We start from the raw sequence: 26616 nt of genomic DNA, 5'->3' as shown, positions 1-26616 counted from the left end.
GCTACTGCAGTTCGACTGTGTTAAGATACGGGCCACCTACGGAGCTGATCGTGTAGGTGTCTTCGACGACAGCCTCGTTGACCGCCCGGAGCGTCTCGGCGTAGTCGATGAACACCCACGGGGACTCGTCGTAGGCTATCTGGCTGGCCTCTTCGTACATCGTCTCGCGGTCGCTCTCCGCGTAGGTCTTCTGGGCTTCCCGGACCAGTTCCATGTAGTCGGCGTTGGCCCAGCCGGACACGTTGAGGGTGTTGTACCCGTCGGCGTCGAAACTGACCCAGTCCTGCCCGTCGGGGACGGCGTCCATCTCGACCTGTGGGTCCAGCAGGACGTACAGGAAGTTGTCCGGGTCGGCGTTGTCGGTGTACCAGCCGAGGAAACACGCGTCGTGTTTCCCGGCCGACGTGTAGTCCAGATACGGCCCGAAGTTGGAGAACTGGTTGATGTTGACCGTCAGACCGATTTCCTCCAGGTCAGACTTCACCTGGTTCGCCGTGTTGACCGGGCTGGGGTTGTATCCGCGAGGGTTCGAGAACGTCGCGAGTTCGAACTCGAAGCCGTCGCCGTAGCCCGCCTCTTCGAGCATCGACTGGGCCTTCTCCTTGTCCGTCGGATACGGATCGAGGTCGTCGTTGTGCCCGAGCACGTCCGGTGGGAGCGGCTGGGAGGCCTGGGTCGCAAAGCCCTGGTAGATCTGGTTGACGATGGCCTCGGTGTTGACGGCGTGGGCGATGGCCTGGCGGACCTGCCGGTCCCGGAACGGCTCGAACCGCGCCATGTTCATCGCCATGTAGCCGTGGTTGATGCCGTCCTTCCGCAACAGCGTCGCCGTCCCGCTTTCCTCGGCGCGCTGGAAGCCGGAGGAGTCGAGGTTGTCCGTGATGTGTGAGGCCCCGTTGATGACGTCCTGCACTCGCGTGCTGTTTTCGGTGATGGTCTTGAAGACGACCGTTCCGACGTTCGGGCCGTCGCCCCAGTAGTCGTTGTTGGCCCGCAGTCGGATGCGCTCGTTCGGGTTGTCGAGCGTATCGAACTGGAAGGCCCCGGTGCCCGCGGGTTCGCTTCCGAGGTCGGCCTGATTGTCGCCCATCGATTCGATCTGGGCTTTCGAGAGGACTGCCGAGGCGAACATCGCGAGGTTCCGAAGGAACGGCGCGAACTGCTGTGTAAGCTCGATTGTCAGCTCGTAGTCCTGGCTCGCGTCGACGCTTTCGATCCAGTCGCCGAGCGTGAACGGACCGTACCCCGACCGGGTATCGTCGCCGAGGTAGTACTCGTAGTCGCTCTGGGTGAACCGCTGCCAGGTTGCCTTGAAATCTGACGCGGTGAACTCTTCGCCGTTGTGGAAGGTTACACCTTCGCGAAGCGTCAGCGTCGCGGTAGTTCCCTCGAGAGTGTAGTCGGTCGCGAGCGCGTCTTCGAGTTGGCCGCCGCTCCCGGCCGCGAACTGGATGAGGGTGTCAAACACCTGATTGGTGACCTTCGCCACCTCGCCGCTGGTCGACTGCTGTGGGTCGTAGTTTTCCGGGTGGTCACCGCGGGCGTACACGAGCGTCTGGTCGCTTCCGCCGTCCCCGCCGTCGCTACCAGTGCCGTCGCCACCGTCTCCACCTTCGGTTCCGCCACCATCGCCGCCGTCGCCGGAACAACCTGCGAGCGTTGCGGCTGCCGCGGCACTGCCGGCCGCGGTAAGGAAGCTCCGTCTGTCCAGAGAATCACCGGATGACATGGAACTTTGTTCAAACAGATCTATTATAATTGTACCGGATAGATCAATGATTCTGCTATATATCTCCTGAGAGTTATGTGCAGCCAAGTAATATTATTCAGTTACTGCTTTCGTCCTCCTGTTCGTAGAGGTGACACGCTGCTGGATGGGAGTCCGGTTGTAGTTCGGGGTGCTGTGTCTCACAGACGCTCTCGAACCGATCCCGTAGCGCCGACGCGGCGGCGTCCCAGTCCTCGTCCGCGAGATGCTCAATCGACGTTTCGACGACGCGGCGGTTCTCTCCGGTCAGGCTCGTTTCGAAGAACCGGTCGAACATCGTCTGTTTGAACGCTGCCATCGGTACCTCCCCCCTGCCGCTCGGCGGCTCGGTAAGGTCCGCGCCACCGTCCGTCGCCGCTGTGGCACTGTCGGTTTTTCGGGCCTGCTTCCGAACTGCATCGATGGCGATGGCCTCGTCCTCGACCCGTTGCCGGTAGTCCATTACCTCGCGGTACGTCTCCTGTTCGATGTCGATGTCGGGCGGGATGACTTCGGGACAGCGTGTCCGGAAGTGACAGCCCGACGGCGGGTCGATCGGCGACGGAACGTCGCCTTTCAGCAGTATCCGGTCGGCCTCCACGGTCGGGTCCGGTTCCGGGATCGCCGACATGAGTGCCCGCGTGTAGGGATGTTTCGGGTCCGCGAACAGGTCCGGCGTGTCGGCGACTTCGACCACCTCACCGAGATACATCACCGCGACCCGGTCACAGATGTGGCGAACCACGCTCAGGTCGTGGGCGATAAACAGATACGTTAGGCCGAACTCATGCTGGAGGTCCTCCAGAAGGTTGATTATCTGTGCCTGGACGCTCACGTCCAGCGCCGAAACGGGTTCGTCACAGACGATGAAATCGGGGTCGACGGCGAGCGCGCGAGCGATGCCGACCCGCTGGCGCTGTCCGCCTGACAGTTCGTGCGGGTAGCGGTCGTACTGGTCCGGATCGAGCCCCACCGCCTCCATGAGGTCGGCCACGCGGTCGACCCGCTGTTCGCGGCGTGAGCCGTCACCGGTGTCTTCCGGCAGGTCGTGGATCTTTAGCGGCTCCATGATCGTCTGGCCGACTGTCATCCGCGGGTCGAGGCTGGACATCGGGTCCTGGAAGATCATCTGCAGGTCCCGACGGACTTCCCGCAGGCCATCCTTGTCGAGGTCCGCGAGGTCTTGGCCGGCGAAGACCACGGTCCCGTCTGTCGGTTCTAGCAGTCTGAGGATGGTCCGGCCAGTCGTCGATTTCCCACAGCCGGACTCGCCGACGAGCCCCAGCGTCTCGCCCTCGTAGATATCCATCGAGACGCCGTCGACGGCCTTGACCGACTCCGGCTCGCGCCCGATGTACTTGTCGAGCAGGTCGTCGGCCCGCGAGAAGTGTTTTTTCAGCCCGTCGACCTCCATGAGCTGTCTGTCCGTTCGCGTCGTCTCCGTCGCGGCGACGCCGGCGTCGCCAGTACCGTATTCGTCTGTATCGAACGATTCGAGGATACATTTCGAGCGGTGGGTGACGTCGTCCGGCCCGTGCTGGAGAGACGGAATCTCGCCCTCGCGACACTCGGGCTCGGCCCACGGACAGCGGTCAGCGAAGTGGCACCCTTCGGGCATGTCGATGAGGCTGGGAACGTTTCCTTCGATTGGAGTCAGCCGCTCCGTTCCCTCGCCCGGTATCGATTCCAGCAGCGTGTACGTGTAGGGATGTGACGGGTTCTGGAATATCTCCTCGACCGGCCCCTCCTCGACGATTTCGCCGGCGTACATCACGGCGACGCGGTCGCAGGTCTCGGCGACGACGCCGAGGTCGTGCGTGATGAACAGGACCGACATCCCGAGGTCCGCCTGGAGGTCGTCGATGAGGTCCAGAATCTGTGCCTGGATAGTCACGTCGAGCGCCGTCGTCGGCTCGTCGGCGACGAGCAGCTTCGGGCGGCACGCCAGCGCGATGGCGATGAGGACGCGCTGGCGCATCCCGCCGGAGAACTCGTGGGGGTACTCGTCGACGCGGTCGGCCGGCTCCGGGATTCCGACCTCTTCCAGCAGCGAGATAACGTCCGACCGGATCTCCTCGTCCATCTCGCTGCCCCGGCTGAGCGAGGGCGTAATCTCCCGGACGGCGTTGAACCACGAGTCGTTCCGCTTGCTCCCGTAGCGGTGGAGGCGCAGGCTCTCCGCGACCTGCTCGCCGACCGTTATCGCGGGGTTCAGCGATGTCATCGGGTCCTGGAAGATCATCCCCATATCGCCGCCGCGGATGTCCCGCATCACCCGCTCCGGGGCTGCCGTCAGGTCGACGTAGCCGTCGGTGATCGTGACGGGCGCGTCGCCGCCCTCCGGAAGGGCCTTTTTCGGAGCTTTCCGAATGAACTGCTCGGCGAGCGTCCTGTCGTCAGCCGTCGTCGAAACCGAGTCGGGGACACGGTTCCGGTCGACCGTCGCCGCGTCGATGGTGATGAAACCGCTGTCGCTGTCGGCCGTCCGTACTGCCTTCGGATACTGCCGAGACAGCCGTGTGACTGTCTCAAGCGCGCCGAACCGGATCTCCCCGCCGGCGATGTGTCCGGGCTCGTCGACGATGTCCATTGCCGATAACGCTGTGACGGATTTCCCTGATCCCGACTCGCCAACCAGACCGACGGTTTCGCCCTCCCTGACAGTGAGGTCGATGCCGTCGACGGCTTTGACGGTGCCGCGGTCCGTCTCGAACTGGGTTCGGAGGTCAGATAATGTTAAGAGGTCGCGCATCTGTCGCCTTCTTCTCAAAATACCAGTAAAACTGTTGTGCCACTGGCCCACCAACAATTTATCCCGGCCGCCGCCACACTCGACGTATGAACGACCCTGTCGACCCCGAGTCTAACCCCTTCGACCGTGTCGTCGGTCACTGGGAGCAGGTCATCGAGGACATGGCGGCCACGGCGACACAGTACCGCGACAACGGGCGCGAGGCTATCGAACTCCACCCCGGAGACGTGGCGGTACTGACCGGCGAGCCGCGAACGATGGCTGAACAGACCGGCGAGTACGAGCCGGAGACCCGGCGGCTCGGTTTCGATGTTGTGGTCCCCGGCGACGAGTTCCGGCGGGTCGCCGACGCACTCGAAGACCGCACCGTCGAGCGCAGCGAGGTGTTCCGGGCGACCGACGACGGGATGGTGTTCCTGCTCGTCGCGCTGGAATGTGGCGACGACCTCGCCGTGCTCGTGCCGCTGTACTACGACAAGACCGACCGCGCGGACCTCTCGCAGGTCGCCGCCGACCACGGACTGTACTCACATATCCGACCTCTCACCGACGACGAGGTTGTCACCGTCACCCACGAGGACCCTGAACCGTTCTTCCCCGAGTGAAATCTGGTTCCAGACGGGTCACAGACCGCTTAGCTACGAGGTCTCTCGGACTCGGGTCAGCCGGTATGCCGGCACGTCGAAGACGAGACCGTAGAGTGCCCGGTTGGCGATGACACCGATACCGAAGCCCGAGAGAACGGCCGCGAGTACGAGCGTCACCGACGCCTCGGAAAGCGTCACGAGGCCGGCGACAGCCCCGGACAGCACGATGAACGCCGCCAGTGCGGCGACCTCCGGGTAGACGCCCGGGACCGCGTCGTGTTCGACGACAGCTACCGTGATCCCCGTCAGGAGTCCGAACCCGACAACCACCGCCAGTACGTCGACCAGTGCTGTCCCCGCCTCCGCGTAGCCAAGCACCGCCCCGCCGATGCCAATCGTCAGATCAGTCCGCAGCACTTTCTGTGTCGCTTCGTGGACCGACATCGACGGCTGTGTGTCGGGGCCGATGTCGTCCATCTCAGCCGTGTCTACTCGTCGACCTGGAATTCATTCCCACACTCCGGACAACACACCTCGTCGTGTCGCAGCGCCGCGGACTGCTCGCGGACCTCCCGCATCACTGAGGAAATCCGGTCTTCGGCCTCCATCTCGTCCTCGACGGCGAGGTCGACGCCCTCGACTTCGAGGAGGAACTTCGCGACTTCGGTGGCCTCGTACATCACGTCGTCGAGATCCTCGGCGGTGAAGAAGTCACACATCGCGCCGTAGAGGAAGGTTGCCCCGGCCTTCCGGACCTTGTCCTCGAAGGCAGCGCGGGCCTGATTGACCGCCTGTGGCGTGTACGTGTCCGTCATGAACGGGACGAGTTCGGGCAGGTTCTCCCCGATCTTCGTCATCTCGACGCCCGTTTCGGTCCGGAAGTCGGCACAGAGGCGGGCGATGGCCCACTCGCGGGCGGTAATGTACGTCCGGTCCCGGAGGAAATCGTTCGCGCGGTCGTAGGTCCCGCCCTCGATTTTCTTGAAGCGGTCGTACTTTTGTACGTCGGACGGGACGTCACTGGCTTCAGAAACCGCTGTCCCGCTGGTTGGCTCGGCCGGTGCTGTCCCCTCGGTGGCCGAGTCGGCGGGCCGCTTTCCGTGGTCTCGCCGTCGTCGGCCCCGTCATCCGCGGCCGCCGGGTCGTCCGGCTGGTGGCCGGCCGAACCGTCGTCTGCCGCCTCGACGTCCGTCTCGTCCGGCGGTGCGCCCTCAGTCATAGCCGGGAATGCGTGCCCGCGGTGAAAAAGGGTATCGCCGCCGCCCCGCTGTCATTGTCTCCAACCGACAGTTCAGCCGGGTGGCTTTTTTACCGCTCCCATGCATGGCCCGACTATGAAAATACTGCTCGGTGTCGGGGGCAGCGAACTGTCCTACCAGGCACTGACCGAGACACTCGAACGCGTATCGGAAACAGGCGACGAGCTGACCGTCGCTGTCTTCGAAAACGGCGACATCGACGCCGACCTCGAAACGGTCCGGCAGCGGATACAGGAGTATATCGACGAAAGCGGGCTCGAGCCGCCGATCCGCCACGTCGAAGGCACCTCGCCGGGCAGCGAGCTGGTGAACATCGCCGAGAGCGAGGAGTTCGATAGGATCGTCCTCGGCGGTGGCGGCCGCTCGCCGCTCGGGAAGATACAGCTCGGCCCCATCGTCGAGTTCGTCCTGCTGAACGCACAGACGCCAGTGACTCTCATCCGATGACTCGAACGTACCCAGACGAACCCGCCGAAGAGTTCCCACAGCCGCCGCGGACGATCACCGACCGCAAGGACCGTCCCATCGACGTCGTCCCCGCCGACGTTGCCGACACGGAGAGCCTCGTCGAGATGTATCTCGACTTCGACCCCGCCGACCGTGCGCAAGGCATCCCGCCGGTCAAAGAGGAAGCGATCCGCGAGTGGCTCGAAACGATCCTCGACGGCGACTGTGTCAACGTCGTCGCCAAACACGACGACACTGTCGCCGGCCACGCGACGCTGGTCCCGGACAACGAGGACGAGCACGAACTCGCTATCTTCGTGCTACAGGCCTACCAGGGCGCTGGTATCGGGACGGCGCTGGTCGAGACGCTGCTGGGTCACGGCCAGGCCGAGGGTATCGACCACGTCTGGCTCACCGTCGAGCGGTGGAACGACCCGGCGATATCGCTGTACGAGAAGGTCGGCTTCGAGATCAGTAGCGCCGAGAGCTTCGAGATAGAGATGGCGATCCGTCTCTAAACGGTGAGCACCGGCTGGCTGGCGTACTCGATGACGTAGATCGCCGCGCGCCCGACGGCCTCTTCGCCCTCGCTTCTCTCCTCGCGCGGGACGACGATGAAATCCGCGTCGACGTCCTCCGCCACGTCGAGGACGACGCTCCCCGGTGTCTGCATCAGTCGTGTCTCGGAGAACGCGGTCGCGGACGACGTTTCGAACGTGCCGTCGTGGACGTCGCGGAACCGTTCCCGGATGCTCTCGGTGAACGCTCGATGCTCCTCGGCGATCGCGGTTGCGCTCACGTCGCCGCTGTCGATATCCTGGTGGAGCCGTTCGTCGATGACGAACAGCAGGTGGAGATCGGCGTCGTACCGCTCCGCGACGGCGATCGCGTACTCGGCCGCTCGTTCCGACTGGTCGCTGCCGTCGACCGGCGCGAGTACGAGGTCGATGTCCATCACTCGCCAGTGCGGCCCCGGCCGGCAAAAATCCACCGAGGTTCGTGCCGACCCCGTGGCGTCATCCGGAGCGTCCCTCGCCGTGACCAACAGTGTATTTAGTCGCGGCTTCGATGCGTGGTGTATGTTCGATACGGTGGTCATCGCCACGGACGGCTCCGGCAGCGCAGAGCGGGCCGTCGAAGCGGCGCTGGACCTGGCAGCGCGCTTCGACGCAACTGTCCACGGGCTGTACGTCGTCGACACCGGCGAGGTTGAGACGACTCCCGAAGAGGTTCGCGAGGCGCTGGAGCGCGCGCTGGCGACCACTGGCGGCCGCGCCCTCTCGTTCATTCTGGAGGCCGCCGACGCCGAGGCAGACGAGGAGCTCGTCACTGCCGTCCGGGAGGGTGACCCGGCCGACGAAATCTGCAAGTACGCGGCGGAACACGACGCCGATGTCATCGTCAGCGGGACTCGGGGCCGCCACGGCGAACATGGATTCCTGCTGGGAAGCGTCGCCGAGGAACTCATCCGGGAGGCCCCCATGCCGGTGCTGACGGTCCGCCAGCTCGAAGGCGAGCCAAACCCCGAGCGCGAGGACGTGTAACGGAACCCGACGGCTTCTTGACGCCCCGCCCGCTTGCTGGGGCATGGACGATTGGCTCATCGACGACGACCGTCTCTCTATCGGCCGCAAATCCGTACTCCCCGGCGAGGGGTTCTTTATCCCGGATTCCTACGAGGAAGAGCAAGCCGAAGCGGAAGCCGCCGAGACGCTGGACGACGCCGGTGTCATTGTTATCGCCGACCCGGACGCAGACGGACTGGCCTGTACCGCACTGATTCGCGAGGCCCACGGAGAAGGCGCACTGCTGCCTGCCGGCCCACACGAACTCACCGAAGCGCTCGAATGGACCGCCGAGTACGCCGACCCCGACGCGACCGTCTTCATCTGTGACCTCTGTCCCGACCGCGAATCCGACATCGCGCCCCTCGATTCGCTGATCGAGCGCGTCGAACGCGTCGTCTGGTTCGACCACCACCAGTGGCCCGACGACCTCGCCGCCGACGTGGACGCGGCCGGCGTCGAGCGCACCGTCGGAGATAGTGAGGAAGTGTGTACCGCTGACGTGGCGCTGTCGGAACTCGACTACGACTTCGACGAGCAGTGGGCCGACCTCGCCGCCGTCACCCGCGACCACGACCTCTGGATCCGCGACGACCCCCGAAGCGACGACCTCGCGGACCTCTCGTACTGGAGCGAACCCGAGGAGTACATCGAGGCGGTTCGCGACCACGGCCCCGACCTCTCGCCGGAGTTCCACGAGTTCCTCGACGAGAAGCGCGTCGAGAAGGAGGCGCTCATCGAGAAGGCCGTCGAGCGGGCCGAACTCCGCGACGTCGGCGAGTGGACGGTCGGCGTCACCTACGGCCGCTGCTCACAGAACGAGGTCGCCGAGGCGCTGCGCGAGCAGGGCGCTGACGCCGCCGTCATCGTCAAGCCCGCCGGCTCCGCCTCGATTCGTGGGACGGATAACTTCGAGCGCGCCCACGAGGTCGCCCAGCAGGTCAACGGCGGCGGCCACCCGAAGGCGGCGGGCTGCAAGCCCGACATCTACGACGACATGATGGACTACGCCCACCACTGGACGACGCAAGGGGCCGTGGCGAAACAGGCTATCGTAGACGCCTTCCGACGGCTGCCCGAGGAAGAAGCGGAAGGCGTCGATACCGACCGATAGGCGGGCCCGTGAACGAACTGAACGGTATCTCGCCCCCTGACACAACGTTGATTTATCTCTCCCCCGTCACTGCCGGGTGATGTCCGAGTCCCTCCACACGCGAATCGCGCGCGAAACAGCTGTGCGACGGCGACTCGGAAGCGCCGTTGCCGTCGGCGTGACGCTGTACGTCCTCGACGGCTCGGTACGGTATGCTGCGGTCGCAGCGGCGCTCGCCTTCTGTGTCTGGCTCGTCGCCGACGCCGCCCAGGCCACTGTCGGCGACTACGCCGACCACATGGTGTTCGGGCTCCTCGTGTTCGGCTTCGTGGCGTACACGGTCGCGGCCGCCGGCCTAACGTGGGTCGTCGTCCCCGGGGCGCTTCTCGGCTGCTGGTTCATGATTGACGGCATCCAGCACCTCCGGCACGGCGTCACCCGCAATGAGGTCGGGGTGTCGTACTCACACGATGGCGGCCCCGTGACGGGCCTGCCGAAGGCACTGCTTGTCAGACTTGCCGAACCGTTCCTGCTGTAGGCCCGGGGACTACTCCCCGACGACCCACTTGTCGCTGTACCGTTCTCCACAGGCACAGACTGCGTAGGCGTGGACCACGTCTCCCTCGGCGTAGAGCCCGCCTACGTCCTCGTTCTGTTCCTCGGCGAAGGCGAAGACGAATCGGGTCGTGTGGTCGCTCTCCGGCTCCTCCTCGGCGATCGGACAGACCGCGTCGGTCAGGTCGTCGTCGATGTCGCCCTCGGTTCCCATCGCCTGCTGAGCCAGTCCCATCGGGTCGATGCCCGTCGCCGACTGGAACGCGCTGCGGCCGTCGTCGCCCGGCAGGACGAGGACGTGGCCGTCCTCGACTTCGTCTGCGTACTCGGCCAGCGCGCCGGGGTTCGAGACGGCGTCCTCGTGCAGGAAGAAGAGCACGTCTTCAGGCCGCTCGCCCGCCAGAAACTCCGTGTGTTTGGTCATGCAGGGGGAGAGTCACTCGCCGGGCAAAAGTGCCGCGTTCCGCTCGGGAACGAGACGCGCTGTGTCGCCGCCCCTTCCAGCCTCACTTTTAGGCTCACTCGCCTGGTATCGTCGTCCATGACCGACTTCGGCGAGTACGTCACGGATATCGTCCACGAACCGACCCAGACCGACAGCCCGGGGTTCGACCTCACCGTCGGCGAAGTGTACGAGGTCGTCGAGCCGGGGCGGATCGACTTCGGCGGCGGCGAACTCGACGCGGCCGGCGTCACACCCCATTCGAGCGAGAAGCGGAATCCGGACGACGACTACGAGTGGTGGACGCTGCGGGCCGGCCAGTATCTCGTCGAGTACAACGAATCGCTGACCGGCGCGGCGACGGTGACGCTCCAGCCGCGGACGGAACTGCTCGAACGCGGCGCGACGCACCCGACACTGCACGTCGACGCGCTCCCGCGCGTGCCGCTATCGGTCGGCGGCGCGGGGCTACAGCTCAAAGAGAATGCCAGAGTCAGTACGATTGTCGCGGCCGAGGAGTAAACGGGTAGACAATCCGTCTCATACGGATTGTTGTAGCGATTTACCGGTATGTGTCGACCCCGTGATCGGCACTATCCGGAAATAATCTACAACAATCCGTATCAGGCGTTGACGTCTTCGAGATGGCGGCTGGCGACGACCTTGCCAGTCGGCGTGAGCGTCGGCCCGTCGGACGCGTCCTGAACGAGGCCGTCCTCGGCGAGGTCCTGGAGAATCATCGACACCTGTGAGGAGTCCTTGCCGAGAATGCTCGCCAGCGGCATCCCGTCCATGTCGCCGGTCGAGTACATGGCGACCAGCACCTCCTTCTTGTCCTTGGTGAGCTCGACGTTTTTGAGCTCCTCCATGAGCTCGGCGTACTCGCGGCGGAGATAGCGCCCGAGGATCGACATCTTTCGACTCGAAGCCATCGCGGCCAGCGTCGTCATGGCTGTCCCGTCTTTCATGTGCCGGACTGTCAGCACCGGCCGGCCCGTGCCGTTGATCTCCCGCGTGTTCCGGTCGAAGTCTGACACCGTTTTGAGATCGACGTTGAACGATCCGTCCTTGCGTCGGAACTCGACGTTACCGGGTGTGAGAAAGAGCTTCGCAGTCTTGAACGACTCGTCGGTGACGCGGCCACCGACGCGGGCGCGCTCTTTGACCGTCGTTTCGGTGCCGTTGATGACAGCCTTGAACAGCACTGTCCCGAACTTCTCGATCTTCTCGTCGCCAGCCTCGATGGCTGCGACGAGCCGCTTCCCCCTGTGTTCGAAGGCGATCGTCACCGTCGAGTCGAAGAAATCGCCCAGGTCGGGCGGGACCTGCCCGATGGCAATGTCGAAAATCGAGTCCAGCGGGATCGTCAGCTTGTCGTCCTCGCTTGCGGCCAGTACCAGCCGCTTTTGCGAGAGGACGATCCGACCCCTGATAGGGTCGCCCCGACCGGCCACTTCGGAGTTGAATTTGCCGACGAAATCCGCGATCACTGATTCCGACATTCGTCCGTTACCCGATGTACAGCAGCACTGATATTGAGCGTTTCGCGCGAGTATCAGCAGCAAAAATCGGCTTCATTCGGGAGAACGGGGGCTAACGGCGTCAGTTGTCGAGGTTTCGAGCAATATCTGACAGCGAGGCGTCCGGCCCGCCGGTCGCCGTATAGACGACGCGCTTGCCCGGCGTTCGGAGGCCGTACTCGGTTCCGTCGGTTACCACGTCGAGATGTGCTGACCCGCCGAGCGAGACTTCGCCGTCGGCGACCCACTCCGCGAGGCGGTTCGTCCCGTCCCGTTCGCGGGCCAGTCGGCGGTTGTCGGCGACGTGTGAGAGCACCGGCTCGCCGTCGAGATTCGTCTCGACGACGGCGTGGTACCGGTCGCCGTCCAGCGCGAGGCGGACGGTGTCGCCGTCGTCGAAATCGAGTTCGTCCGGGAGCACGACCCGGGGTCGGTCGGTTCGGCCGACCGACTCGACGGGAACGCGATGCGTCTCGACGGTTTCGTGGTCACTGGGAACGCGGTCCGGCACTGACTTACTCGTCGTCGTCGCCGAGGAGTTCGGCCACGTCGTCGCTGCCGCGGGCCGTGATCTTCGCGTTGATCTGGCGCGTGTCGTCGCTGACCTCGCGGCCGCGGACGGTGATGCGCTTGCGCTCGCCGTCGGTGGTCGGTTTGAAGCCGACGCCGCCGTCGGACATGATTTCTTTCGTCATGACGCCGCGAACGTCGGGTCGCATCGGTCGGCCCGAGGTGTCCGACCCGCCGGTCAGTTCGAGCGTGTAGCCATCGAGGCCGACAGCGCCGCCGTCGACCTCGTCGCCGAGCTCGCGGCCGATGAAGCGGTTTGCGTCCTGTCCGTCGACGTCGATCTGGTAGGTGTGGCCGTCCTCCGGATCGGAGACGGCGACCGTGAATTCTGCCATACCTGTTCTCAATCAACCGCGCTTCAAAAACGCGTCGAACCGTCCGTCCCGGTCGCACCGTCTCAGCGTCACGGTTACTGGTCAGCCATCGCATCGCTCGCGATTGAGCGGCCGCGGGCCTCAAGCTGGACCTCCCGGCGTGTCCGGACCGGTTCGAGGATATCGGCTTCCATCAACCGGTCGTACACGGCTTCGACTTCCTCTATTTCCATATCGACGAAGTCCGGAATCTTGAACGGCGAGATGCCGGAGTACAGCGCCATCAGCACCTGCGTCTCCTTATCCGAGAGGTCCACGTCGTCGGCGATGTTGCGCTGCTCACCTTGCCGGACGAGTCCCTCGATGAGCGAGACGTGACGTGGCGTCCCCGAAATGTGAGTCTCGACGCTGGTCCCTTCGATGGTGTGTTCGACCTCCAGCAACGGTCGCTCGTCGCCCCGAATCGTCTTTTCCTTGCTCTCGACGGTCCCCACGTCGTCGATGTCAAGTTCGACGAACGTACCGCTGGCGATGGCCAGATTGATGCAGTCGCCGTCGAGTTTGAGTCGCCCCTTCTCCCAGCCGCCGTCCTGAACGACACCACCCTTGACTGCGGGATGGTTGACGAGGACGACGGTCTGGTCGAGCAGCGTGCTGTAGAGTTTCTCCTGGAACTCCTCGGCCTTTTTCGCCGAGATGAGCGTCACGTTCCGGCCGGCCTGCACCTTGATGTAGCTGTCCACCTGTGCGAGGGGCTGGTTCATCTGGCTGGCCGTGACGCTGCTGACTTTCGACAGTGGGATGGTCCGCTTGCCGTCGTTGGTTGCGAGGACGAGACGCTTGTTCGAGAGGAGTATCCGACCGGGTAGCCACTCGATGTCGTTTCGCTTGCGCCCGTCCGAGACGACCTGGACGAACTTCCCCTTCGTATCGACCAGTGCGTGTTCTCCGTCGCTCATCGGTTAGCCAGCTATCGCTCTGGTGTACGCCCCGCCGCGTCTTAATCCACTCGGCTGACTCATCCGCGGCCACCGAGCTTCGAGATAGCCGAGAACGCCTTCTTCCTGACCACGTCGTGTTCGGTTTCGTCAATGAGCTTATCCAGCGTCTTCCGGGACCGCTCGCCGCCGACTTTCCCGAGGGTGAAGATGGCCTGGCCACGAACGTTGGGGTCGACGCCGTCGTCCTGGACAATTTTGAGTAGTCGCCGCTCGACCATGTTGTCGTCGTCGCCGAGTTCGGCGAGGCTGGTCGCGGCGAACTGCCGGAGCATCTGGTCGTCGTCGCCGAGCGCGTCGACCAGCGATTCGATGACGCGGTCCCGCTCCTCCTGACTGGTGACCCGGCCGAGCATCCAGGCGGTGTTGCGCCGCTGGGCCGACTGCGTGCTCTCTTCGAGAATTTCGACCAGCGGCACGACGACGCTCCGGTCGTCCGTGTTCGAGAGCTTCTCGACGACGGTGTCGCGGATCTCGTGGCTCTGGTCGGTCGGGACGTTCGACAGCAGTTCGATCAGCGAGTAGACGGCCGTCCGCCGCACGGCGGCCGACTCGTCTGAGAGGGCTTCGATGAGGTAGTCCACCGGCCGGTCGTTGCCGAAGTTCCCGAACGCGCCGACGGCGATACGCCGGACCCGCTCGTCGTCGTCCTCGTACAGCGGCAACAGCGCTTGGAGCGCCTGCCGGTTCCCGATGTTCCCCAGCGCGTCCGCTGCCTCGCGCCTGACGGCGGCTTTGGGGTCCGACAGGACGTTTTCGAGCGGGTTCGTCGCCCGCGAGTCGCCGATCTTCCCGGCTGACCGGGCCGCTCGCGCCCGCACTCGTGGGTCCGGGTCCTCGAAGCGCTCTGCGAGCTTCGGGACCGCGTCGGCCTGGTCTAAGTTTCCGAGGCCGTTCGCGGCCGCCATCCTGAGTTCGGGCACATCGGCGTCAAGCACCTGCATGTACGCCTTCGCCTTCACCCAGTCTGCGGCGTCGTCTTCGAGGTCGACGCCGGCCATTCCCCCGATGAGTTGCGTGATGGCGTCGTCGCCGAGTTCGTCCAGCGAGTCGATAGCCGCGCCGGTGATCGCGTCGCTGTCGCTCTGGGCCGCGTCCACGAGCGCGTTGACCACGTCGCGCCGGTCGTCATGGTCGTCGAAGTTCCCCAGTAGCTCCGCGGCGCGGGTCTTGACCCGCTCGTTGTCGCTTTCCCTGAGGAGGCGGATGAGTTCCTGTGCCTTGCCGTCCCGTTCCAGTTCGTAGAGGCTCATTGGTCGCTACACACGCCGGTAGATGCGGTGTCGTTTGTCGACCGCTTCGAAGGAGTCCCGACACTCCGCGGGCAGCGTCTCGGTCATGCCGATCATGAGATATCCGCCCTCGCGGAGCGACCCGCGGATCGTCTCGAAGATGGGGACCTTGAACTCCGAGTCGATGTAGATGAGGAGGTTCCGGCAGAACACCAGATCGAAATCGCGCTTGGGGTCGCCCCGGATGAGGTCGTGTTGCTCGAACGTGACCATCTCTTTGACCCGGTCCCGGACCTCAAACGTGTTGCCGTCCTGCTCGATGTACTTCGTGTAATCGTCCAGCGGCTCCAGCTCGTCTGCGATGTCGGTCGTCTGGGAGGTCGCGTAGGTACCCTTTCGGGCTTCTTCGAGGATGTCGGCGTTGATGTCCGTCGCCGTGATCTCGACCCGCCGGGCGTCGATCTCGGGGTCGTCGAGTGCCAGCATCGCCGCCGAATACGGCTCGCGGCCGTCGGCACTCGGGGCCGACCAGAGCCTGACGCGACGGTTGTTCTCCGTGAGGTCCCGGAGGACCGGCCGCAATCGCTCCCAGGCGTCCGGGTTCCGGAAGAAACTGGTGACGTTGATCGACAGCGAATCGAGCAGTTCCTCGCGCTCGCCGTCGTCGCGCTCCAGCAGTCGCTGGTAGGACTGGTAGTCCTCGGTGTCGGTCCGGCGCATCCGCGCGGTGATGCGGCGGTCGAGATACGAGTCGTTGTAAAAGCCCGACTCGAAGTCCATCTCCTCGCCGATGAACTCCACGAGGTCGTTGAAGGTGCGCTCGCTACCTTTGTTCATAGCGTCACCACGTCGAGGATGTGGACGATGTTCCCGTCGCCGAGAACGGCCGTGCCCGAGAGGCCGGGTGTTCCCGAGAGGATACCCTCCAGGGGCTTGACGACGACCTCCTCCTGGCTGTTGACCGAGTCACAGTGGAGCGCGACCTGGCGTTCGGACTCGCGGATGCGGACGAGCATCCCGTCGCCGTTTGCCGTCTCGCCCTCGATGTCGAAGGTGTCGTCGAGGTGGATGACCGGGTAGATCTCGTCGTTGTGCTTGATGACTTCCTGGCCGTTGACCTGCTTCGCCTCCTCTGTTCCGGTAATCTCGTCGACGTTCTTGATCGGGACGCCGTACTCCTCGCCGCCGACCTTGACGAACAGCACTTTGACGATAGCCATCGTCACCGGCAGGCGCAGCGAGACCGTCGTTCCCTCGCCCGGTTCGGAGTCGACGCTGACCGACCCGTCGAGCTGGGAGACCGTGTCGTGGACGACGTCCATGCCGACGCCGCGCCCGCTGGTGTCAGTCACTTCGTCGGCCGTCGAGAAGCCGGGGTGGAACACGAGGTCGTACACCGCGGAGTCGTCCATCGCGTCCAGTTCCTCGGGCGAGCGGACGCCCTTTTCGACGGCCTTCTCCCTGATTCCACTCACGTCGAGCCCGGCCCCGTCGTCTTCGACTTCGATGATGACGTGGTCGCGCTCGCGGGAGGCCCGGAGCGTGATGTGGCCCGTCGGGTCCTTGCCTGCCTGTTCTCGCTCCTCGGGCGACTCGATGCCGTGGTCGACGGCGTTCCGGAGGATGTGCATCAGCGGGTCCGAGATCTCGGTGAGGATGGTCCGGTCGAGTTCGATGTCCTCGCCCTCGATCTCGAACTCGATGTCCTTGTCGAGTTCGCGCGCGAGGTCCCGGACGAGCCGCGGGAACTTCCCGACGACCTTCTTCAGCGGGATGAGCCGCATATCCATCACCGTGTTCTGGAGGTTCGCCGTGATCTTGTCCAGTTCGTTCAGCGTCTCGCCAGTGGAGTCGAGGTCGTCTTTCTCGACACCACGCCGGAGCTTGATTCGGCTCGTGACCAGTTGCTCGACGAGCCCGTGGAGGTCGTCGAGCTGGTCCACGTCGACGCGCACGGACTTGATCTCGTCGACGCTGTGTTCCTCCTCGTTGTCCGGCTCCGGGTCCGCGCTCGGCTCAGCATCCGACCCGGCAGCGGCGACTGCGGCGGCGTCCCCGGTCGCTAGCGCGTCGGTCACGTCGGTCACGTCGAAGCTGTCGACCTTCCCAGTCGTTCCCAGTTCGGCGTCGACGGTGGCCGCGTCGGGGCCGTCGAGATACAGGACGAACGTGTCCTCGAACTCGCCGTCCTCGATATCGGCACGGCTCGGACTCGAATCGAGAATGTCGAACCGCCCCTCGATGGACTCGACGGCAAGCATCGAGTCGACGCCGAGCATGTCAGACTCCCCGACGCTGATTTCGGCCTGCAGGACTCGCTCGTTGACAGCGTCGGCGTCGATGTCGGCATCGCTGACGCTGGCATCCGCGGAGAGCGACTCGTCGCTGTCCGAGGAGCCACCGTTGTCTGTCGTTTCGGTGTCGCCCGCGGCGGCGGCCCCTTCTTCGAGGACGGCGCGGAGCTCTTCGACCATCTCGTCGGTCTCCGTCCCCGATTCGCCGTGCTCTTCGATCTCCCCGACGATGACCTCGATCTTGTCGACGCCGGCGAAGACGAGATCCATCAGGTCCGGCGTGACCTCCATCTCGCCCTGGCGCATCTCGTCGAGCAGGTCCTCCATCGCGTGCGCGAGGTTCGCTGCGTTGTCGAAACCCATCGCTCCGAAGTTCCCCTTCAGCGTGTGGGCTGTCCGGAAGATCGAATCCATCGCCTCCGTGTTGGAGGGGTCGGACTCGAGTTCGAGCAGCGAGTTGTTGAGTTCGGTAATCGCTTCTTCACTTTCACGGATGAATGCGTCTAAATACTGGTCGTCCATTGTCAGGTCACCTCAGTGGTAATCGTGTCGATAATGCCGTCCGCAATGTCGTCGATAGGCAAGACAGTGTCCACACAGCCCGTCTCGGCGGCGCGCTTTGGCATGCCGTACACCGCGGACGTGGCCTCGTCCTGTGCGATGGTCTTGCCACCGGCTTGCTTGATCCGCCGAATCCCGTCTGCGCCGTCTTCGCCCATCCCAGTGAGGATGAGTCCGACGAGCGGGTCGTCGATTGTCTCCGCGGCCGTTCGCATCGTCACGTCGACGGCCGGCCGGACGCTGTTGACCGGTTCGTCCTGTGTCAGCTTCGTACGCAGTCGGCCGTTCCGGTAGTTCTTGACCTCCATGTGCCGGTCGCCGGCAGCGACGAGTCCCTCGCCGCCGCCGATGCGCGCCCCGTCTGTGGCCTCCCGGACCTCGTAATCACTTCGCGTGTTGATCCGCTCGGCGAACCGGCCGGTGAACCCCTCCGGCATGTGCTGGATGATGAGCACCCGGAGGTCGGCCTCGATGGGGAGACTTTCCATTACCTGTTCCACCATCTTCGGGCCGCCGGTCGAAGAGCCGATGACGAGCGTCGGGTTCGCAACGTAGGTCGTCTGACTCGACGAGCCTCCGGTTGTCCTCCGGTCAGTGGCTGAACCGCCGGTTGTTGGTGAGCCCGCTCCGCTATCGCTGCTTGTCCCGCCGTGGCTGTGTGTCGCGCCGACATCGACCGCCGCGACGGAGCTGACCATCTCGACCAACTGGTCTTTCAGGCGTGACATCTCCATCGATACCTCGCCACCGGGCTTGGTGAAGAAGTCGACCGCACCCTTATCGAGCGCCTCGAACGTCACATCGGCGTTTTCGTCGGTGTGGGCCGACAGCATCAACACCGGTGTCGGAGACTCCGCCATGATGCGCTCCGTCGCCTCGATGCCGTTCATTACTGGCATCTCGACGTCCATCGTCACGACGTCCGGTTTGTGTTCGATAACAGCTGACACTGCCTCCTCGCCGTCACGCGCCTGCGCGACGACGTCGATACCGCCATCACTGAGGATATCAGAGATGACACTCCGCATGAAGTGAGAGTCGTCTGCGACCACGGCGCGGACACCATCTGCCATATCACCAACGCTCCCGTCGGACAGGAGACATCGGCGAACGAGACATCCTCATACCTACTTCCAAATCCCGTCCGGCCCCGAAATAAATACTCCGCCCACGTAATCAAAGTTGATAGCCCAGCAGGCACCTTTATGCGCCCCTGTCCGCGACAGTTTGGATAAGAACCGCAATGGCAGCACAGTCAGCCACCACCGGCCAGGTACTCGAGTTCCAGCTCGGCTCGGAAACGTACTGCGTGAGTATCGACTACGTGACTGAGATCGTCGATATCGGCGAACTCACGTCCGTCCCGAACGCCCCGCCGCACGTCCGTGGCGTCATGGACCTTCGCGGGCGCACGACATCAATCGTCGACCCCAAGGTCGTTTTCGGTATCGAGGACGAGGGCGAAGAGAAGCGCATCATCGTCTTCGACCCGGAGATCGTCGAGGAACAGGGTGCGGCCGGCTGGCTCGTCGACGAGGTGTATCAGGTAGTCCAGATCACGCCGGAGCAGGTCGACCGGTCCCCCGCGAACGACGCCGGCTCAATCCGGGGCGTGATCAAGCGAGATGACAGTTTTGTTATCTGGGTGGACCCCGCCATCGTCCACGCTGGTGACTGATTCCGGTTTGTTTAGCGACACACCAGCAAGACTTTTTAACATTCCCGACAGAGAAGTATCTAATCAACTTCCAGTTCCTTCCGAAACTATGATTGAGCAAACCAAAACGGGGATCGAGGGCCTCGACGACATTCTGAACGGCGGTATTGTGAAGAACTCAACGACACTGGTGAGCGGTAACCCCGGTGCCGGAAAATCGATCCTCTGTCTCCAGTACATCTACAACGGCGTCGAAAAATACGACGAGAAGGGCATCTATCTCTCCTTCGAGGAAGACGCGTCGGACCTCCGAGAGGCCGCCGAATCCATCGGCTTCGAAAACTGGCAGGATCACGTCGACAACGGCGACATCAAGGTGTACGACAAGCAGGTACTCCTGCGCGAGAACGACTTCACGTCCTCACTGGATATTCTCCTGGATGAGCTCGAAGACGGCGACTACGACCGGTTGGTGCTTGACTCACTCGCCATGTTCGAACTGTTCTTCGAAAACGAGAAGGAGAAGCGGACGTATCTCCTGAAGTTCACCGACATCCTCAGCGACAGCGGTCTCACGACGCTGATGACCAACGAACAGGGGGCCGTCTTCCCGGACACCGAGATCGGGCTGGAGAACTATCTGACCGACGGCAACATCTACCTTATCCAGACGCCGACTGATACCGGTGTGAACAGATACGTCTGGGTCGCCAAGATGCGAAAGCAAAACATCGAGACGGACATCTATCCGATGGAGATCGACCGCGGCGGTATCGACGTCCACCAGAACGCCAGCGCCTTCTCGATGATGAGCGAGGAAGAATCACCAATTTAGCGATACAATAGAGCCATTATTACTCGGTAGAACGATGGATACAGCGGCACAGGCCGCTGTTTTCGCACGAGTCCCCTGTAGTGCGTGTTTGTCTCCTTTCAGTCGATATCACAGGCGATAGCTTTATTATCGACTGAATTTATTATTTGATAACGATGGATTCAGGGGAGATTCTTCAGACGCTTGGCAATAAATACAGTGCCGAAATCCTCGACGCGACGGACGAACCGGTCTCCGCACAGGAACTCAGCGACGAACTCGGAATCCCCATCGCGACGTGTTACCGACGCATCGACGAACTGACCGAACACGACCTCCTGGAACTACACGACAACATCCTCTCTGACGACCGCCGACGTATCAAGGTGTATCGGCGGAACGTGGACGAGGTCCGGGTCGATTTCGACGACGAACTGACTGTCCACATCGAAGAGCGGTCGGAAGTGACTAACAAACTCGACGAGGCGTGGCGGACTCTATCTGAGCGGTAGAACGCCTCTTGTCGGCGTTATCACGAAAGATATTTTCGAGCGTGGATTTAATAACGGGTTCGCTGTAGCCCTGTACAGTGCTGATGATAGAACTTCTCTATGCCATATCGACGCTGGTGTTCGTCGTGGCCGGACTGACAATGGTTGGGATGGCCATGCGGGCGTACGTCCAGACATCCCGGCAGGCGATGCTTCACCTCTCGGTGGGATTTTCGCTTGCAATCGCGGGCGCGGCCGCGACGATGATTAGCGCGTTCATCAACGACTTCGAGGGCGTACGGTCGTTGTTGCTAGTCAACAGTGGGTTGACGACGTTCGGCTATCTGTTCGTGATGTACAGTCTCGTCACGTACGAGTGAGTGTCCCGGCCGTATCAGCTGACCGCCTTGCCTGTGAGCGGATTTCTCTGTGCCTGACCTCTCTCTGCTGATTCCGGTTTCACCGTCTATTTTCGTTAGACCGCACCAGCTTGCACGCAACACGATACCTCTCGGCCACACACAAGACAACCAGCTATTTCCATCGCTGATACCGACCTATAGAAGCAATTAAATCTGATTCTTAGATGCGACGTAGCTCAGTTATCTTCTTCAGACCTAACTATAGGTGTTCTTCTGTCGAAGCAACTCCTCAGGCCCTCAGCGATCTATTATCAAGTAGTATAATTTGGGGGGAGGTATTATTACTGACGAAAAGAACGGTTGCATAGGGTCAGACAGACCCGGATTAACAATGCTAACGGAACTAACGAACGACGACGACCGCGGGCAGGTCGGTATCGGCACCCTGATCGTGTTCATCGCGATGGTGCTGGTGGCGGCAATCGCTGCGGGCGTCCTGATCAACACGGCTGGCTTCCTCCAGAGCAGCGCCGAGGAAACCGGACAACAGAGCAGTGACCAAGTGACGAACCGACTGCAGCTCGTCAACGCTGTCGGTGAAGAGATTCAACAAGACAGTAGCACAATCAATACGGTCAAGCTGACGGTGAAGAAGGCACCCGGTGCGGGCAACATCGATATCGGTAGTACGATCGCCCAGTGGGTCGACTCTACTGGGTCGTACGATCTCACCTCGTCTGGATACGCGAGTGATCCAAACCCAGGGACGGGCGCTTTCGCTGTCACTGATGTGCAGGACGAGGACGGCTCGATTTCCGGGAGTCAGGTCCTGAACGATCCAGCCGATCGCGCCACCATTGTATTCAGCGCGGAAGAGATTCGTGATAACAACGAAGGCCTCGGAGAGGGTGAGACCGCAACTATCCGACTGAACACCCAGTCCGGCGGCACGACGACTGCTCGGTTGGTCGTCCCGGAGACTCTGTCTGGTAACTCCGCAGTCAGCCTCTAAGGCGTCATATCTTTCAGTTTCAATTGCTGATATATTCGTAGCTTATTTTACCTTCTGCATGCTTTCCACCGGTTAGCTTGCGGCACACTACTGGCTCCGACACGTAACGGTCATTTAGGATTCCTCACACGGACAGACGTTTTTGTTGACTGCTGCTCTCAGAGATAGAATTCAGCGCTCCGTCTATTCTCGGACAAATATCTGTTTCGGCCGCTGAGACTGTTGCTTACGACGATCAGTGGCTTGGTTATCAAGACGTATAATTTGAGAGGAGGTATTATTACTGACGAAAAGAACGGTTGGATAGGGTCAGACAGACCCGGATCAACAATGCTAACGGAACTAACGAACGACGACGACCGCGGGCAGGTCGGTATCGGCACCCTGATCGTGTTCATCGCGATGGTGCTGGTGGCGGCAATCGCTGCGGGCGTCCTGATCAACACGGCCGGCTTCCTCCAGAGCAGCGCCGAGGAGACCGGACAACAGAGCAGTGACCAAGTGACGAACCGACTGCAGCTCGTCAACGCTGTTGGTGAAGAAATCGATTCTTCAAGCAGCACGATCGACACGGTCAAGCTGACGGTGAAGAAGGCACCCGGTGCGGGCAACATCGACATCGGTAGTACGATCGCCCAGTGGGTCGACTCTACTGGCTCGTACGACCTCACTTCGTCTGGCTACGGTGACACCCCACCCTCCGACGGGTCCTCCTTCGCTGTCTCTGATGTGCAGGACGACGACGACTCGATTTCAGGGAGCCAGGTCCTGAACGACCCGTCTGACCGCGCGACGATCATATTCAGCGCCGAGTTAATCCGCGGAAGCGGCACCGGTGACGGCCTCGGTGAGGGTGAGACGGCGACGATTCGCCTGAACACCCAGTCCGGTGGCACGACGACCGCTCGGCTGGTCGTCCCGGAGACTCTGTCTGGTAACTCCGCAGTCAGCCTCTAAATTCGGTTATCTTTTCGGTTCGACGTAGTTCTCTTTTCGTCCACCCTGACCAGCGACGGAGTTATACGATAGCCTCACACACTAGTACCTATGGCTCGGCGGTCAGACGAACCGAATCCAGAGGAGGGCAAGGTACTCTCGCCCGAAGAGCTCGATATCGCCGACGACGAGCACGTCACTGAAATCGACGAGGGCCGCTACGTCGTTTCGTCGGACGTCCGCACTGACGACTCCTACGGGAACCACGTCTCATCGGATTCGGCGTCTGAATCCCCGCCGTCTCCTGCACCGGACCCGGAGCCGTCGACTCCCGAGTTCTCCGATGCGAACGTCCACGAGTGGCTTGCCGAACAGATGGCCGACTCGAACGCCAGATACGGCTTCGACGTGACCGCGAAGTTCGACGGCGACGTCGACCAGCAGCAGCTCGCTTCCAACGACATTGTCACTGTTTTCGAGAGCTTCATGCTCTGGTACGGTCGCCAGATGGACGGGTCGACACCGGTCGAAGAAGTGCTGGGTATTCTGCTGTCGGAATCGAACGTGCCGGTCCGCTATCCGCCGGCAGTCATCAAACAGCTCGTCCGGTCGACGCAACTGACGCCGGACGATTCTATCGCTGATCTCTTGGAAGCCGTCGAGGCCGCCGACGGTGCCGAACTCTGAGACGGGCCGCTGTAGGTCATTTCCACAACGACCACCTGCAATCGAGCAGCTATCGCGATGAACAGGGGCAGCAACCTGCCCAACCGACGAGGGATTTAAATCCGGTCACGGCAGTGTGTAGGGTAGATAATGGTCCCGCGCCATCCGCTGACGGCCGTTGCCCTGTTCGTTCTGGTAACGCTCGTCGTGACGGGACCACTCGTCGGCGTCGACGCTGTCAGGCCACAGCCGACGACTATCGGTGACGGGTCGGCGACTATCAGTTCCGTCCAACTGCCGACGTCGGAATTACGGTTCACGGACGGCCGATTCGGCACGAACGTCGTGTATCTCAGAGTGCCCGATGCCAGCGTGTCCGTCGACTCCGTGACGGGGCGTCCGAGACTGCTGTATCAGGTCGCAGTCCCTGCGCTCGACATCTCCCTCGAAGACGAACAGGTCCTTTCGGACGGTCAGTCCGGGACGTACCGGCTCGCACCCGGTGACAGAGCGGTCACGCCGTCGTCACTGGAGCGGGACGTGTACAGGGGAACCGTCCTGCTTCGGGTCCAGAGCTTCGAAACCGCTGAGACAATCGTTGCTGAAAACGTGACAGTGCAGGTGGAGCAATGATTCGAGACATCGAACGGCTCACTGGCCGCTGTCGCCAGGTCGGAACGGCAATCTTCGGTGACCGCTACGGCTATGCCCTCTGGCTCGGCCTGCTCGTGACGTTCGGGCTCTACTGGCGCGTTGGGATTTTCGTCACCGACACGTACACCACTGCCAACGCCCTCGTCGCTGTCTCGAACGGGCACCTCCACATCGTAGAGACGCCGTACTCCCTGACACTCGGCGCGCAACCGGGTCTGCACGAGGCCGGCGGCAGGCTTTACGGACGCAACTACGGCCAGATACTTCTGGCTGTCCCGCTGGTCTGGGCGTTGCAAGCGCTGTCCGTGCTCATTACACCCCGGCTACTGCTCCTTGGACTCTGGTCGGGCACTGCGCTCGTCTTCGTGGCTCACGTCAGCGTGCTCGGACAGCGCCACACCAGTATCACCAAGCGCACAACTCTGTGGGTCGGTAGCGGTCTGGTTGCGGTCCTGTTTCTGATCGGTGCGCTGACAGCGACAGCCCTCCCGGACACTTCGCTCCCAATAGCCGCGTTCCAGATATCGACGATGCTCGCAGCAGCGACGACCAGCGTCGTCCTCTACCGCCTCGTCGGAATCTGGCACGACCGCTCAGTCGCCCTGGCGGCTGGTGTCGCAATCGGTATCGCCTCGTCTGTCGGGTTCTGGGCTTCGCTTCCGAAACGGCACGTTCTAGTAGGGCTATTGATACTGACGACGGTGTATCTGTTCGCTCGGAGCCGAGTTGCGTATGCGGACGCCGAATTTCGGCTCGGGCTGGGTTTTCGTGCCGGCGCGTACATCGCCGCTGGTCTGGTAACCTGGACCCACGCCTTCGAGGGCTTTTTCCTCGTGGTGACGCTGGCTCTCGTAGACCTTGTCACTGCAAGGCGAAACTCGCTTCTCCATCTGGCCGTTGCCGCCCTCGCGCTCTTCCTCGGCTCGCTCCCGATGCTCGTGACGAACTTCCTTATCTCTGGTAACCCGGTCAAACCGCCGCGGTTGCTCTCCGCCGTCGGGGGTGCGAACGTCGAATTCACACCTGAGACCGGCGGCGATGCCGGAACCGGTGGCGGTAGCGGCACTGGCGGCACTGAGGGTGCCGGAACGGACGGTGGGACTGGCGGGGGTTCCGACGGGAGTGATGGCGGGTCTAGTGGTGGCAGTGATTCCACAGGGGCGGACAGTGATACCGGAACGCCGATCATAACACCGATTCTCGGCCTGTTCGACCGGATCATGGGACCTGCGGCCCCCGCGATGGTGTTCGTTTCGGATGCGGTCAGCCGTGGTCTCGACGTCCTGGCTACGCCCGAGCGACTGTCACAGATTTTCCTGCGGAGCGGCTCCGCGCCACAGATCAACTACACCCCGAACTCCTACGAGGCGATCGAACTCACGATGGTCGAGGCCGTCCCGCTTTTCGGCGCGGTCGCGGCACTCCCCGTGGTTCTAGTCCGGTCAGCTGTTCAGCGGATGCGGCAGTGGAATGTCCGTCCGTCGTACTATTCCCCCCGAACCCAGACCGATATGCTCGTTGCGACCCTCGCAACTGTGTTCACGCTCGTCTATCTGAGCCGCCTGCCACTGCACACACAGCTCACTGTTCGATATCTGCTGCCGACGGTCCCGCTGATCATGTACGGCGTCGTTCGGATTCCGGCGGTCCACGAAACCGTCAGCGACGCGAAGCGGTGGCTCGCCGGCGGGTACGCTGCGAGTACAATTGGTGGTCTCCTCATCGGACTCGGCGTCGTTGCCGGACTTGATCTGGCGCTCGGGGAAGCGGTACAGTTCCACGCACTCCTCAATCTCGGTGGTGCTGGTGTCTGTGCTGGGGCTGTGCTGGGCCGCATACTCGTTCCCGACCGCGTCCCGTCCAGAGTGGTCGCACTGGGTCTGGCGCTCCCGGCGGGGCTGACGACAGCGTACCTCCTCCTCTCGGGGCTCGTGTACTTCCAGTATGGCTCCTTCGCGCTCGATTTCATTCGCGTTCTCACACCGCATCTCCCCGCGGTGTAACTGGGTTTCGGGACCCACCGATATCACACGCGATAATTTACGGGACACCTTTATCTAACTCATCACGATATGTAGGCTTGATAGG

At 62.7% G+C, this 26616-nt stretch carries 29 protein-coding genes and 1 pseudogene; 16 read left to right on the top strand and 14 right to left on the bottom strand.

The window, feature by feature from the left end:
• Position 1: 1 nt before the first annotated feature.
• Positions 2-1729 (bottom strand): ABC transporter substrate-binding protein, encoded by a 1728-nt coding sequence (locus SG26_RS06000; RefSeq protein ID WP_050037109.1) that lies wholly within the window; start codon positions 1727-1729, stop codon positions 2-4.
• 97 nt (positions 1730-1826) lie between these two features.
• Entirely contained in the window at positions 1827-4499 is a 2673-nt protein-coding gene (locus SG26_RS05995; protein ID WP_050037108.1) for an ABC transporter ATP-binding protein, read from the bottom strand.
• A gap of 86 nt (positions 4500-4585) precedes the next feature.
• On the opposite strand from SG26_RS05995, the gene SG26_RS05990 reads away from it, so the two are divergent.
• Positions 4586-5104 (top strand): hypothetical protein, encoded by a 519-nt coding sequence (locus tag SG26_RS05990; RefSeq protein WP_008307796.1) that lies wholly within the window; start codon positions 4586-4588, stop codon positions 5102-5104.
• A gap of 33 nt (positions 5105-5137) precedes the next feature.
• Here SG26_RS05990 and SG26_RS05985 read toward each other — a convergent pair whose 3' ends face one another.
• The gene (locus tag SG26_RS05985) at positions 5138-5563 is read right to left on the bottom strand and encodes a hypothetical protein (protein ID WP_050037107.1); all 426 of its coding nucleotides are present in this window, start codon (positions 5561-5563) and stop codon (positions 5138-5140) included.
• Between the two features lie 11 nt (positions 5564-5574).
• Positions 5575-6305 (bottom strand): annotated as a pseudogene (locus SG26_RS05980) (DUF5806 family protein).
• Between the two features lie 115 nt (positions 6306-6420).
• Here SG26_RS05980 and SG26_RS05975 point away from each other — a divergent pair.
• Together SG26_RS05975 and SG26_RS05970 are read left to right on the top strand one after the other, a co-directional pair.
• Positions 6421-6792 (top strand): universal stress protein, encoded by a 372-nt coding sequence (locus SG26_RS05975; RefSeq protein ID WP_050037106.1) that lies wholly within the window; start codon positions 6421-6423, stop codon positions 6790-6792.
• A complete protein-coding gene (locus SG26_RS05970) occupies positions 6789-7310 on the top strand; it encodes a GNAT family N-acetyltransferase (RefSeq protein ID WP_050037105.1) in 522 nt (173 codons plus the stop codon). The genes SG26_RS05975 and SG26_RS05970 overlap by 4 nt, the downstream gene beginning before the upstream one ends.
• Here SG26_RS05970 and SG26_RS05965 read toward each other — a convergent pair.
• Positions 7307-7747 (bottom strand): universal stress protein, encoded by a 441-nt coding sequence (locus tag SG26_RS05965; protein WP_008307802.1) that lies wholly within the window; start codon positions 7745-7747, stop codon positions 7307-7309. The genes SG26_RS05970 and SG26_RS05965 overlap by 4 nt on opposite strands.
• A gap of 124 nt (positions 7748-7871) precedes the next feature.
• On the opposite strand from SG26_RS05965, the gene SG26_RS05960 reads away from it, so the two are divergent.
• From SG26_RS05960 to SG26_RS05950, 3 genes are all read left to right on the top strand, one after another.
• The gene (locus SG26_RS05960; protein ID WP_014041357.1) at positions 7872-8336 is read left to right on the top strand and encodes a universal stress protein; all 465 of its coding nucleotides are present in this window, start codon (positions 7872-7874) and stop codon (positions 8334-8336) included.
• Positions 8337-8379: 43 nt separating this feature from the next.
• The gene (locus SG26_RS05955) at positions 8380-9471 is read left to right on the top strand and encodes a DHH family phosphoesterase (protein WP_050007269.1); all 1092 of its coding nucleotides are present in this window, start codon (positions 8380-8382) and stop codon (positions 9469-9471) included.
• A gap of 79 nt (positions 9472-9550) precedes the next feature.
• The gene (locus SG26_RS05950; RefSeq protein WP_050037104.1) at positions 9551-9988 is read left to right on the top strand and encodes a hypothetical protein; all 438 of its coding nucleotides are present in this window, start codon (positions 9551-9553) and stop codon (positions 9986-9988) included.
• A 9-nt stretch (positions 9989-9997) separates the two neighbouring features.
• On the opposite strand, the gene SG26_RS05945 is transcribed toward SG26_RS05950, so the two are convergent.
• Positions 9998-10429, bottom strand: a complete 432-nt coding sequence (locus tag SG26_RS05945) for a DUF5807 family protein (protein ID WP_014041354.1) — start codon at positions 10427-10429, stop codon at positions 9998-10000.
• Positions 10430-10546: 117 nt separating this feature from the next.
• Here SG26_RS05945 and SG26_RS05940 point away from each other — a divergent pair, with 117 nt between their 5' ends.
• The gene (locus SG26_RS05940) at positions 10547-10969 is read left to right on the top strand and encodes a dCTP deaminase (RefSeq protein WP_050007268.1); all 423 of its coding nucleotides are present in this window, start codon (positions 10547-10549) and stop codon (positions 10967-10969) included.
• Positions 10970-11070: 101 nt separating this feature from the next.
• Here the strand turns inward: SG26_RS05940 and SG26_RS05935 are convergent, their stop codons facing one another.
• The 8 genes from SG26_RS05935 to cheB form a co-directional block, all read right to left on the bottom strand.
• The gene (locus SG26_RS05935) at positions 11071-11949 is read right to left on the bottom strand and encodes a CheF family chemotaxis protein (protein WP_014041352.1); all 879 of its coding nucleotides are present in this window, start codon (positions 11947-11949) and stop codon (positions 11071-11073) included.
• 100 nt (positions 11950-12049) lie between these two features.
• Entirely contained in the window at positions 12050-12478 is a 429-nt protein-coding gene (locus tag SG26_RS05930; RefSeq protein ID WP_014041351.1) for a hypothetical protein, read from the bottom strand.
• 4 nt (positions 12479-12482) lie between these two features.
• Positions 12483-12872 carry a 30S ribosomal protein S6e gene (locus tag SG26_RS05925; RefSeq protein WP_014041350.1) on the bottom strand — a complete coding sequence of 130 codons (390 nt, stop codon included), beginning with the start codon at positions 12870-12872 and terminating at the stop codon, positions 12483-12485.
• Positions 12873-12946: 74 nt separating this feature from the next.
• Positions 12947-13810, bottom strand: a complete 864-nt coding sequence (locus tag SG26_RS05920) for a CheF family chemotaxis protein (RefSeq protein ID WP_050037103.1) — start codon at positions 13808-13810, stop codon at positions 12947-12949.
• Between the two features lie 59 nt (positions 13811-13869).
• On the bottom strand, positions 13870-15102 hold the full coding sequence (locus SG26_RS05915) for a HEAT repeat domain-containing protein (RefSeq protein ID WP_050037102.1): 1233 nt from the start codon (positions 15100-15102) through the stop codon (positions 13870-13872).
• Positions 15103-15108: 6 nt separating this feature from the next.
• Positions 15109-15918 carry a protein-glutamate O-methyltransferase CheR gene (locus SG26_RS05910; RefSeq protein ID WP_050037101.1) on the bottom strand — a complete coding sequence of 270 codons (810 nt, stop codon included), beginning with the start codon at positions 15916-15918 and terminating at the stop codon, positions 15109-15111.
• Positions 15915-17897, bottom strand: a complete 1983-nt coding sequence (gene cheA / locus SG26_RS05905; RefSeq protein WP_050037100.1) for a chemotaxis protein CheA — start codon at positions 17895-17897, stop codon at positions 15915-15917. Before cheA ends, SG26_RS05910 begins: the two co-directional genes overlap by 4 nt.
• Positions 17898-17899: 2 nt before the next feature.
• Positions 17900-19009, bottom strand: coding sequence for a chemotaxis-specific protein-glutamate methyltransferase CheB (gene cheB / locus SG26_RS05900; protein WP_050037099.1), 1110 nt, complete (start codon positions 19007-19009; stop codon positions 17900-17902).
• A gap of 170 nt (positions 19010-19179) precedes the next feature.
• On the opposite strand from cheB, the gene SG26_RS05895 reads away from it, so the two are divergent.
• The 9 genes from SG26_RS05895 (at position 19180) to SG26_RS05855 (ending at position 26531) form a co-directional block, all read left to right on the top strand.
• The gene (locus SG26_RS05895; protein ID WP_008307828.1) at positions 19180-19614 is read left to right on the top strand and encodes a chemotaxis protein CheW; all 435 of its coding nucleotides are present in this window, start codon (positions 19180-19182) and stop codon (positions 19612-19614) included.
• An 88-nt stretch (positions 19615-19702) separates the two neighbouring features.
• The gene (locus SG26_RS05890; RefSeq protein WP_050037098.1) at positions 19703-20428 is read left to right on the top strand and encodes an ATPase domain-containing protein; all 726 of its coding nucleotides are present in this window, start codon (positions 19703-19705) and stop codon (positions 20426-20428) included.
• A 155-nt stretch (positions 20429-20583) separates the two neighbouring features.
• A complete protein-coding gene (locus SG26_RS05885; RefSeq protein WP_004515272.1) occupies positions 20584-20919 on the top strand; it encodes a helix-turn-helix domain-containing protein in 336 nt (111 codons plus the stop codon).
• An 83-nt stretch (positions 20920-21002) separates the two neighbouring features.
• Positions 21003-21278 carry a hypothetical protein gene (locus SG26_RS05880; RefSeq protein ID WP_008307830.1) on the top strand — a complete coding sequence of 92 codons (276 nt, stop codon included), beginning with the start codon at positions 21003-21005 and terminating at the stop codon, positions 21276-21278.
• Between the two features lie 373 nt (positions 21279-21651).
• Positions 21652-22272, top strand: a complete 621-nt coding sequence (locus tag SG26_RS05875; RefSeq protein WP_050037097.1) for an archaellin/type IV pilin N-terminal domain-containing protein — start codon at positions 21652-21654, stop codon at positions 22270-22272.
• Between the two features lie 330 nt (positions 22273-22602).
• Positions 22603-23229, top strand: a complete 627-nt coding sequence (locus tag SG26_RS05870) for an archaellin/type IV pilin N-terminal domain-containing protein (protein WP_050037096.1) — start codon at positions 22603-22605, stop codon at positions 23227-23229.
• Positions 23230-23319: 90 nt separating this feature from the next.
• Complete coding sequence (locus SG26_RS05865; protein WP_014041342.1) at positions 23320-23895, top strand: hypothetical protein; 576 nt, start codon at positions 23320-23322, stop codon at positions 23893-23895.
• A 129-nt stretch (positions 23896-24024) separates the two neighbouring features.
• A complete protein-coding gene (locus SG26_RS05860; protein WP_050037095.1) occupies positions 24025-24507 on the top strand; it encodes a hypothetical protein in 483 nt (160 codons plus the stop codon).
• Entirely contained in the window at positions 24504-26531 is a 2028-nt protein-coding gene (locus SG26_RS05855) for a hypothetical protein (RefSeq protein ID WP_050037094.1), read from the top strand. Before SG26_RS05860 ends, SG26_RS05855 begins: the two co-directional genes overlap by 4 nt.
• The last annotated feature ends 85 nt before the right edge of the window (positions 26532-26616 follow it).

This window comes from Haloarcula sp. CBA1115 (genome assembly GCF_000827835.1).
GTDB lineage: Archaea > Halobacteriota > Halobacteria > Halobacteriales > Haloarculaceae > Haloarcula > Haloarcula hispanica.
Note: the sequence above shows the minus strand (reverse complement) of the source record. Positions and strands in the feature narration are given on the sequence as shown.